This is a genomic window from Streptococcus suis, from assembly GCF_046032115.1.
Classification (GTDB): domain Bacteria; phylum Bacillota; class Bacilli; order Lactobacillales; family Streptococcaceae; genus Streptococcus; species Streptococcus suis_AJ.
Genome location: NZ_JARQOZ010000023.1, coordinates 25,858 through 33,362 on the forward strand (window position 1 = coordinate 25,858; position 7,505 = coordinate 33,362).

A 7,505-nucleotide genomic window follows, 5' to 3' on the forward strand; every position below is an offset into this window, starting at 1 on the left:
AGATAAGACTTGCGAAGCTAGTTACTTTCGTAGAGTACGGCAAGATGAAAGTGACGATGTATCAAAGTTAATTCAAATGACTATATTTATTCTTCTGACTTCATAATCTTCCCCCAAGAAGATAAATCATCTATAAATTTCTTGGATTTCAAGTGAATCCCCACATATTCCTCGTACAGCTGGTCAATAAAAAGCCGTAATTTTCGCTTCATCTCAGGCTTGATGGAAATGGTTTCCAGTTCATCAAAGGAAATAGCCTGAAATTGATCAAGCAGATAGGGAACATTGGGATCCAGATAAGCCCGTCGCTCATCTTGTTGATAGTGTTGCGGACACAAGACACCGCTGTACTTGTAGGAATAGTCAAAAGGCAATCCAACCCGATGACAAGAAGCACACTCGTGAAAATTCAGACTGATCCCAAAACGTCCCAAGAGCTGAATTTCAAAGATATTGGTCAAAATTTCATAGTCCAAACCCGACTCCATCAAATCTAAGGTCTTGACCAAAAATGCAAAGAGGGCTGGGTCATAGACCTTGTCCTGCAAGGCCGCATCTGCCAAGGCCAAGATGTAGGTGGCATAGCTGAGCTTAAAAATATCACTATTAATAGACTTAAAAGGCTGTACCTGATGAAAATCTTCGATATAAGACAGACCATCATCATTGATTTTAACGATAAAATCCGCATAGGTCAAAGGCTGAATAGAAGCTACCAGCTTGGACTTAGAGGCATGTTTCACGAAAAACATTCGCTTGCCAGCCTTCTCCGTAAAAATCTTGACCAGCTTGTCATCTTCCCTAAAATTCCGATTGTAAAGGACTAATCCCCTGGTTTCAATTCGTTCCATTTTCTTCTAGATAGTCTTTCAAGCGATCCATGGCCGTCTGAATGGTGTCCATGCTAGCCGCATAGGAAATCCGTACATAGCCTTCACCATACTGGCCAAAGGCTGCACCTGGAATAAAAGCCACCGCTTTCTTTCTCGCAAAGTCCTGTAAGAAACTAAAGGAATCTTGATTGTAGCCTGCAGGGATTTTGGCAAAGATGTAAAAAGCTCCATCAGGCTTGATAATTTTAAAGCCTAAGTCCGTCATCTTCTCTATGATGTAATCCCTACGCTTGACATACTCCGCTCGCATCGGAAGAGCATCATCCTTACCATTTTTCAGGGCCTCAACTGCACCATACTGCATAGCAGTTGACGCAGCAGTCACGAGATATTGGTGGCTCTTGATGATTTGAGCGATGATTGGAGCCTGACTCATAATCAAGCCAATCCGCCAACCTGTCATGGCATGGGACTTGGACAAACCTTGGATCAAAATGGTCTGCTCTGGCAAAAACTCCGCAATCGAAGTATGAGGCTGACCAGTATAAGTCAGCTCCGCATAGACCTCATCTGATAGGACAAATACAGGAAATTTACGCAAGACATCCGCAAAAGCCTCGATTTGTTCACGAGAGTAAGTCACACCTGTTGGATTGGCAGGATAGTTGAGAATGACAGCTTTTAGCTTATCCCCCTGCTCAATAATCGCCTCTTCCAACATCTCAGGTGTCAAAACAAAATCATTTGCCGTCGTATCGATTTCAACAACATCTGCTCCCACCATATTGACAATTGGTTCATAACCAGGATAGGCAGGGGCAGGTAGAAGTACCGTATCCCCAACTTCCAAAATAGCAACTAAACTCGCTGACAAAGCTTCTGTTGCACCAATCGTAGAGAGGATTTCATTTTCTGGATTGTAGTGTAAATTATATTTCTCAGCCACAAACTCAGCTGCCGCTTGGCGCAACTCCAAAAGACCAGCCATGCCAGTATAATAACTCTGGTTAGCATCAATTGCAGCCTTAGCCGCTTCTTTGACATGATCAGGCGTTGTAAAATCAGGCTCTCCCAAGGTCAGTTTCAAAATCCCTGGAACATCCGAAATAGACTGATCAAACTGACGAATCATCGAAACCTCAATCCGATTCAAATTCTTATTAAAACGATTTAATAAATCCATTCTGCCACCTCAAAAACATATAAAACTATTATAATACATTTTGAAAATAAATGTAAAAAAGAAGAGTCATTTGACTCTCCTCATACCTATTTATTTAACACGACTTGCCTCAAACAAAGGCGACAAGGGACGTTTTTCATGAATACGAATAATCGCTTCCGCTAATAATTCTGCCGTTGAAATATGTTCGATTTTATCAATTAAGCGATCTTCTGCAATTTCAATTGTATCAAGAACAACCAATTTCTTAATTGCTGACTTACTAATGTTATCCATAGCAGGCCCTGACAATACTGGGTGCGTACATGAAGCATAAACAGCTGTTGCCCCTGCATCTGCCAAAGCATCCGCTGCATGACAGATGGTACCCGCAGTATCAATCATATCATCAATCAAGATACAAGTTTTATCCTTAATATCGCCAATAATGTTCATCACTTCTGATGTATTCATCTTATCAACACTACGACGTTTATCAATAATAGCAATCGGTGTCTTCAAGAACTGTGCTAACTTACGGGCACGTGTCACACCACCATGGTCAGGTGATACAACAACATAGCCATCACCTACCATACCACGACGCTCAAAATAATCCGCAATCAATGGAGCCCCCATCAAATGATCAACAGGAATGTCGAAGAATCCCTGAATCTGCGCAGCATGCAAATCAATTGTCAACAAACGATTGACACCCGCTGTCTGCAACATATTAGCTACCAATTTTGATGTAATTGGTTCCCGTGCACGAGCCTTTCGGTCTTGGCGTGCATAACCATAATAAGGCATTACTACGTTTACTGATTCAGCAGATGCACGTTTAAGAGCATCAACCATAATCAAAATTTCCATTAAATTATCATTAACTGGTGAGCTAGTGGATTGAAGAATATACACATGAGTTCCACGAATTGATTCTTCAATATTCACTTGAATCTCACCATCTGAAAATTGACGAACACTTGATTTTCCCAGAGGAATTCCTATTTTTTTCGACACCTGTTCAGCTAACTTCTGATTTGACGAAAGAGCGAACAATTTTAAGTCAGTAAACGCCATGACAGCCTCCTATATATTTCTACCTTTACTATTCTAACCCTTTTTCCTTCATTTTTCAAACAAAAATAGAGCGCAAATCCACACGCTCTATTTGAAAATTTCTTAATATGGAGGGTAAATGTAGTAAACTGCTCCCTCAGAAGTCGTTGTTGGGTTGAAATAACCACCACGATGGTTACCAATATAACGACGACCCATGTAGTTTGATTCAACAACTTGGATACTTGTTGAAGATTGAACAGCCGTAACAACCGCTACGTGCCCATAATAACCACCTGTCCAAACAGCAATCGCACCTACTTGTGGAGTAGAACCTGTACTAAAACCTTCAGCACGTGCTGATGCTAACCACTGTTTAGCATCTCCCCAGTAAGGACCAACCCATGAAAGTTGAGATTTAACTCCCCAAGTACACTCACCAACTGGGTAAGATGAAGCATCATAACGCGCATTATTTGCTGCCGCTGAACTACCTGAACCTGATGATGTAGATGTTGTAGGTGTACTTACCGTTGGTGTAGATTGTGATACTGTTTGAGTAGGAGCTGCAACCGTTTCAGTCACTGTAGTTTCTACTGGCGTTGACACGACTGGTGCTGATACTGAAGCTACTTGTTGCTGTGCTAGAGCTGCTTGTTGTGCTTGATACTCCGCTTGACGAGCTGCCGCTTGACGAGCTGCTTCTTCTGCAGCCGCCTTTTGCTCTAACAATGAATTTTTCTCATCTTCAGCAGTAGCTTTCTGCACAGCCAAATTTAACTTAGCAGCTTCCAATTCAGCCTGACGCACTTGCAATACTTGAGCGTCATCTTCCAATTTTTGGCGATTAGCTGCCAAAGTAGTGATTGCCTCTTGGTTTGCCTTTTGTTTTTCAACAATTGCTTCCTTATCAGCTTTTTGTTGTTCCAACATACGGTTATTAGCTGAAACAATCTCACGCATTGCATTAACACGCGAAACAGCATCAACGATTGATTTTGAATCTAAAATTGTATTGATATAGCTTGAAGCAGAGCCATCAACTTGAGCACTACGCGCCTGCTCCTTTAAAGCACCATCACGTGACACAATATCAGCTGACAAACGCTCAATATCTTCCGCCAATGTCTGCGATTCTGCTTCCAAACGAGTATTTTCTTCTGTTAATTTCGCCTGTTCACTAACAATTGCATCAACTTGTCCTTGAATAGCATCAACTTGTTGTTGAGCTTCAGCTTGTTGTGCTGTCAATTCACTAATCTGTTGATTTTTTGCTGCAATCTGACTATCTACATCATTCGCGTTAATTACAGTCATATATTGTACATTTGATAAAGCGACTGTACTTAACAACAATGTAGCTAAGATTTTCTTCTTCATAAGCTAAACTAACTCCTCTATTCTTTCTGACTATACCATTTTATCAAAAAAATCGCGAAAGTATATTACGCGATTATTACATTTCTATGTCTTGTTTGTTATTCCAAATAAACGCTCAAATAACGGCTGTAGTACGAAAAATAAGGCCAAATTGAATAGTAAACTTGGAAGTAATTTATTAAAAACAAAGATAAACACAGACAAGTTTGTTATATGAAAAATACGAGCAAATGAATAACTAATAAATTCAAATTGAAAAATAGCTACTAGTAAAATCAGAATATTGATTCCTCGCTTGCTGACTGCACTTTGGAAGAAGAAATAAATGCAATACAAAACTAAAGGAAGGGTTGTAGTAGCAATACCAATCAGATTAAGATAACTAATATCATATACCAAACCTAGCAAAGTAAATATGAATAATGAAAAACCAAGAGACACATAGTTAGCATAAAAAATAGCTAACATAAGTACCAAATGACTTGAAATAGTAAATAATCCAACCAACCAATTTGTTACCAACGTTGAAATCTGTCCATCAAGTAATAAAATAAAGAACAAGATGGGAAACATAAATATTTCTATCATTTTATTGCGCATTTGTTTGACCTACCACTAAAACCGAATAAATGTTTGAAAAACTAGCTGTCGGCTCAACATATACTTCTCTATTTAAACTGTTACTATTTGATTTAACCGATAAAACTTTACCAATTTGGACATTTGCCGGAGTCGCACCAGCCAAATCACTAGTTACAACATTGCTACCCACTGCAATTTCATCAGCTGAGTTCAACTGATTAATGATAAAACTATTTGTATCTGCATCATAGCCCGATAAAATACCATAAATTTCTTTAGAATCAACAGAAATTTTCACAGGCAACTTCGTGAATTCATCCGAATTCGTAAATAAGGTAACAACCGCCGAATCTGAACTCAATGAACTCACGATGCCAACTAATCCACCATTAGCAACCACAAGTGCATTAGATGTCACACCACTAGTCTCACCAATATTAATTGAAATATGCTCCGACCACGATGAAGGAGTCCTCACTAAAACTGATCCTGGAATAAGTTGTTTTTCTGGAAAATCAGACACCATACCTAAACTGCTACGAAGCGATGCATTCTCTTCTTTCAAGCTAGTATTTTCAGCAGCCATCCCTTCAAGGCTCATAATAGCTTCCTTTAACTGTTTATTTTCCTCGTAAGCGTTCATCAAATCTGTCAAGACATCTTTATGCTCAGAAAAAAATCTAGTAGGTACTGAAATAACCGATTGAATTGGCGTTACAACAACACTAACGATATTATTTAAATATGGTACCTGTAACTCCTTAGAGAAAGTCACAAACAAAAGAGAAAATGACAGTAATAAAAAGATAGAAACAACTACTACTAATTTTGAAAATTTATTCATAATAGACCCTCATAGCCCCTTACCAAGATACAATAAAACGAGAATATCAAGCGATAATCTCGTTCACTACGGAGAATAAGGGATTCGAACCCTTGCGCCAGTTACCCGACCTAACGATTTAGCAAACCGTCCTCTTCAGCCTCTTGAGTAATTCTCCATCAATATAATATGGGCACGAGTGGAATCGAACCACCGACCTCACGCTTATCAGGCGTGCGCTCTAACCATCTGAGCTACGCGCCCAAGATAATAAACTTGGACAAAGTTAAATTAATGGCGCGAGACGGAATCGAACCGCCGACACATGGAGCTTCAATCCATTGCTCTACCAACTGAGCTACCGAGCCAAATTCTTAAAGAAATTGCGGGAGCAGGATTTGAACCTACGACCTTCGGGTTATGAGCCCGACGAGCTACCTAGCTGCTCCATCCCGCGGTAGTAGAAAAGGAGGATGTGGGATTCGAACCCACGCACGCTTTTACACGCCTGACGGTTTTCAAGACCGTTCCCTTCAGCCGGACTTGGGTAATCCTCCAATATATGGACCTTGTAGGACTTGAACCTACGACCGCTCGGTTATGAGCCGAGAGCTCTAACCAGCTGAGCTAAAGGTCCAGCAAACAAGAATATATAGCGGCGAAGGGGATCGAACCCCCGACCTCCCGGGTATGAACCGGACGCTCTAGCCAGCTGAGCTACACCGCCAAAATAATATAATCGGGAAGACAGGATTCGAACCTGCGACACCTTGGTCCCAAACCAAGTACTCTACCAAGCTGAGCTACTTCCCGATACTATTAAAAATAAAGCTCCCCTAACGTCTCCATTAAGCGAGTGATGCACCCTAGAGGAGTCGAACCTCTAACCGCCTGATTCGTAGTCAGGTACTCTATCCAGTTGAGCTAAGGGTGCTAACTATTATAATCTTCATGCCGAGGACCGGAATCGAACCGGTACGATGTTGCCATCGCAGGATTTTAAGTCCTGTGCGTCTGCCAGTTCCGCCACCCCGGCCTCTCAAAGCGAACGACGGGATTCGAACCCGCGACCCCCACCTTGGCAAGGTGGTGTTCTACCACTGAACTACGTTCGCAATCTTTCCTAATGCCGGCTACATGACTTGAACACGCGACCCTCTGATTACAAATCAGATGCTCTACCAACTGAGCTAAGCCGGCCTATTTCTATTCTATGCGGGTTAAGGGACTTGAACCCCCACGCCCGAAAGCGCCAGATCCTAAATCTGGTGCGTCTGCCAATTCCGCCAAACCCGCATATGACTCGTGCTGGGCTCGAACCAGCGACCCATTGATTAAAAGTCAATTGCTCTACCAACTGAGCTAACGAGTCGAAAATATGAAGCAAACTCCGTTTGCTCTATCTCCAACTTCAAATAGTCTTCCAGACTATTTGAACGGTCCCGACGGGAATCGAACCCGCGATCTTCGCCGTGACAGGGCGACGTGATAACCGCTACACTACGGGACCTATGGGAGTTAACGGGATCGAACCGCTGACCCTCTGCTTGTAAGGCAGATGCTCTCCCAGCTGAGCTAAACTCCCAATTTGCTAAGCGACTACCGTATCTAACAGGGGGCAACCCCCAACTACTTCAGGCGTTCTAGGGCTTAACTGCTGTGTTCG

Annotated in this window: 6 protein-coding genes and 16 tRNA genes; all 22 read right to left on the reverse strand. The window is 41.7% G+C overall.

Features of this window, described 5'->3' with window-relative positions; all coding sequences use genetic code 11:
• Positions 1–86: 86 nt before the first annotated feature.
• The 22 genes from recO to P7J36_RS07875 all read right to left on the reverse strand — a co-directional run bounded on the left by recO (position 87) and on the right by P7J36_RS07875 (position 7,424).
• Complete coding sequence (recO, locus tag P7J36_RS07770) at positions 87–851, reverse strand: DNA repair protein RecO (protein ID WP_408551798.1); 765 nt, start codon at positions 849–851, stop codon at positions 87–89.
• Positions 838–2,016, reverse strand: coding sequence for a pyridoxal phosphate-dependent aminotransferase (locus tag P7J36_RS07775; protein ID WP_408551799.1), 1,179 nt, complete (start codon positions 2,014–2,016; stop codon positions 838–840). The genes recO and P7J36_RS07775 overlap by 14 nt, the downstream gene beginning before the upstream one ends.
• A 90-nt stretch (positions 2,017–2,106) precedes the next feature.
• The gene (locus P7J36_RS07780; RefSeq protein WP_002935337.1) at positions 2,107–3,075 is read right to left on the reverse strand and encodes a ribose-phosphate diphosphokinase; all 969 of its coding nucleotides are present in this window, start codon (positions 3,073–3,075) and stop codon (positions 2,107–2,109) included.
• A gap of 102 nt (positions 3,076–3,177) precedes the next feature.
• Positions 3,178–4,434, reverse strand: a complete 1,257-nt coding sequence (pcsB, locus tag P7J36_RS07785; RefSeq protein WP_408551800.1) for a peptidoglycan hydrolase PcsB — start codon at positions 4,432–4,434, stop codon at positions 3,178–3,180.
• Between the two features lie 84 nt (positions 4,435–4,518).
• Complete coding sequence (gene mreD / locus P7J36_RS07790) at positions 4,519–5,034, reverse strand: rod shape-determining protein MreD (protein WP_029186667.1); 516 nt, start codon at positions 5,032–5,034, stop codon at positions 4,519–4,521.
• On the reverse strand, positions 5,024–5,860 hold the full coding sequence (gene mreC / locus P7J36_RS07795; protein WP_408551801.1) for a rod shape-determining protein MreC: 837 nt from the start codon (positions 5,858–5,860) through the stop codon (positions 5,024–5,026). The genes mreD and mreC overlap by 11 nt, the downstream gene beginning before the upstream one ends.
• A 69-nt stretch (positions 5,861–5,929) precedes the next feature.
• Positions 5,930–6,017, reverse strand: a tRNA-Ser gene (locus tag P7J36_RS07800).
• A gap of 12 nt (positions 6,018–6,029) precedes the next feature.
• A tRNA-Ile gene (locus P7J36_RS07805) sits at positions 6,030–6,103 on the reverse strand.
• Between the two features lie 31 nt (positions 6,104–6,134).
• Positions 6,135–6,207, reverse strand: a tRNA-Phe gene (locus tag P7J36_RS07810).
• A 15-nt stretch (positions 6,208–6,222) separates the two neighbouring features.
• Positions 6,223–6,296 (reverse strand) — tRNA-Met (locus P7J36_RS07815).
• 10 nt (positions 6,297–6,306) lie between these two features.
• Positions 6,307–6,396: transfer RNA gene (locus P7J36_RS07820), tRNA-Ser, on the reverse strand.
• Between the two features lie 6 nt (positions 6,397–6,402).
• Positions 6,403–6,476: transfer RNA gene (locus P7J36_RS07825), tRNA-Ile, on the reverse strand.
• A gap of 16 nt (positions 6,477–6,492) precedes the next feature.
• Positions 6,493–6,566 (reverse strand) — tRNA-Met (locus P7J36_RS07830).
• Positions 6,567–6,578: 12 nt separating this feature from the next.
• Positions 6,579–6,652, reverse strand: a tRNA-Pro gene (locus tag P7J36_RS07835).
• A gap of 47 nt (positions 6,653–6,699) precedes the next feature.
• A tRNA-Arg gene (locus P7J36_RS07840) sits at positions 6,700–6,773 on the reverse strand.
• Between the two features lie 18 nt (positions 6,774–6,791).
• Positions 6,792–6,875, reverse strand: a tRNA-Leu gene (locus tag P7J36_RS07845).
• Positions 6,876–6,882: 7 nt separating this feature from the next.
• Positions 6,883–6,954 (reverse strand) — tRNA-Gly (locus P7J36_RS07850).
• 12 nt (positions 6,955–6,966) lie between these two features.
• A tRNA-Thr gene (locus tag P7J36_RS07855) sits at positions 6,967–7,039 on the reverse strand.
• A 14-nt stretch (positions 7,040–7,053) separates the two neighbouring features.
• Positions 7,054–7,135: transfer RNA gene (locus tag P7J36_RS07860), tRNA-Leu, on the reverse strand.
• Between the two features lie 3 nt (positions 7,136–7,138).
• Positions 7,139–7,211: transfer RNA gene (locus P7J36_RS07865), tRNA-Lys, on the reverse strand.
• 65 nt (positions 7,212–7,276) lie between these two features.
• Positions 7,277–7,349: transfer RNA gene (locus P7J36_RS07870), tRNA-Asp, on the reverse strand.
• A gap of 2 nt (positions 7,350–7,351) precedes the next feature.
• A tRNA-Val gene (locus tag P7J36_RS07875) sits at positions 7,352–7,424 on the reverse strand.
• Between the last annotated feature and the right edge of the window lie 81 nt (positions 7,425–7,505).

Bases quoted from the DNA above. Each gene is read 5' to 3' on its own strand.
- recO (WP_408551798.1), bottom strand. From the start codon at position 851: ATGGAACGAATTGAAACCAGGGGATTAGTCCTTTACAATCGGAATTTT.
- P7J36_RS07775 (WP_408551799.1), bottom strand. From the start codon at position 2,016: ATGGATTTATTAAATCGTTTTAATAAGAATTTGAATCGGATTGAGGTT.
- P7J36_RS07780 (WP_002935337.1), bottom strand. From the start codon at position 3,075: ATGGCGTTTACTGACTTAAAATTGTTCGCTCTTTCGTCAAATCAGAAG.
- pcsB (WP_408551800.1), bottom strand. From the start codon at position 4,434: ATGAAGAAGAAAATCTTAGCTACATTGTTGTTAAGTACAGTCGCTTTA.
- mreD (WP_029186667.1), bottom strand. From the start codon at position 5,034: ATGCGCAATAAAATGATAGAAATATTTATGTTTCCCATCTTGTTCTTT.
- mreC (WP_408551801.1), bottom strand. From the start codon at position 5,860: ATGAATAAATTTTCAAAATTAGTAGTAGTTGTTTCTATCTTTTTATTA.